General features: G+C 50.5%; 2 protein-coding genes. One reads left to right on the forward strand and one right to left on the reverse strand.

Annotated elements, in window-relative coordinates:
- Nucleotides 1–845 (forward strand): PorV/PorQ family protein (locus HMPREF9007_RS00135; RefSeq protein WP_032850872.1); only part of this gene is annotated, 845 nt, incomplete at its 5' end.
- 21 nt (nucleotides 846–866) lie between these two features.
- On the opposite strand, the gene lipB is transcribed toward HMPREF9007_RS00135, so the two are convergent.
- On the reverse strand, nucleotides 867–1,329 hold a 463-nt coding region (gene lipB, locus HMPREF9007_RS00130; protein ID WP_008763913.1), incomplete at its 5' end, for a lipoyl(octanoyl) transferase LipB.

Below are 1,329 nucleotides of genomic sequence, written 5' to 3' on the forward strand. Positions count from 1 at the left end.
AGATTACTCCGGATGCCCAATCGGCAGGTATGGCCGGCACAGGACTGGCTATCACAGACAATGGAAGCACGGCTATCTTTCATAACGCTTCCACCATCGCTTTCTCGCAGGATGTAATGGGTGCCAGCTACTCATACGCTGACATAAATAAAGACTTTGGAATGCATAGCGCATCTCTTTTCTACCGCATCGGACGGGAAGGGAAGCACGGATTTAGCGTAGGATTCCGTCACTACAAGGATGCCGATTTTCATTGGCAGGACGGTGCGGAAGATCATGCCCGCGCATGGAACGTAGAAGCCGCATACTTCAGAAATGTAGCCAAAAACCTGTCCCTTTCATTAACACTCAGATATCTGCAGGCAAAAGCCTATAAGGATGCGGACAGCAAAGGGTCAGTCTCCGTGGACCTCGGTGCCAGCTATCATCGCAGCATGGGTATTCTAGACGAAATGGCTTCATGGACAATCGGATTTCAAGCCGCCAACCTGGGTAGCAAGCTGGACGGACAGAAACTGCCTGCCCGACTGGGACTGGGTGGTGCCATCGACCTGCCGTTCAGTATGGACAACCGCTTGCAGGTGGCTCTTGACTTCAATTACCTGCTCCCGTCCGAGTACCGCCATCTTCAAGCCGGCATCGGAGCGGAATATAATTTCCTGAAATATGGAATTATCCGTGGAGGATATCACTTCGGGGATAACGACAAAGGAACAGGCAACTACGGTACACTGGGCTGCGGAATCAACTTCTGGCCGATTCGCGCAGATTTCTCTTATGCACTGGCTGATAAAGACTGTTTCATGCATAAGACATGGCAGCTCGGCATTGGAATCGTTTTCTAGGCTTTTCCTTCGGGCAGTCCGCTAAGTTTTATCATTGAGCAGAGTCTGCCGGGTTCTTTCATTGAGCAATCTGCTGATTTTTTCGTTCAGCAGTCTGTTAAGCTCGCATTCAAGGCGTTGCTTCACTTCGTCCATAGGCACTTCGTGCTTCAGTTCCTGACGAAGAGAAGTGACGCCTTTATCTATAAAGCCACAAGGATGAATATAGCTGAAATAGCGTAAATCTGTATTCACATTCAAGGCCAGTCCGTGCATGGTAACGTAGTGGCTGCTCCTCACCCCGATCGCACAAATCTTACGGGCACGGGGCGTACTCCCTTCCAGCCAGACACCTGTTGCCTTTTCAAGCCGTCCCGCTTCAATGCCATAGAAGGCACAGACACGTATCACAGCCTCTTCGAGCAGATGCACATATTCCTTCAGCCCCAGATGAGACTCTTCCAGATTCAAGATCGGATAACAGACTAGCTGTCCGGGACCGTGA

Source organism: Bacteroides sp. 1_1_14 (assembly GCF_000162515.1).
In the GTDB taxonomy this organism is placed as follows: Bacteria; Bacteroidota; Bacteroidia; order Bacteroidales; family Bacteroidaceae; genus Bacteroides; species Bacteroides thetaiotaomicron.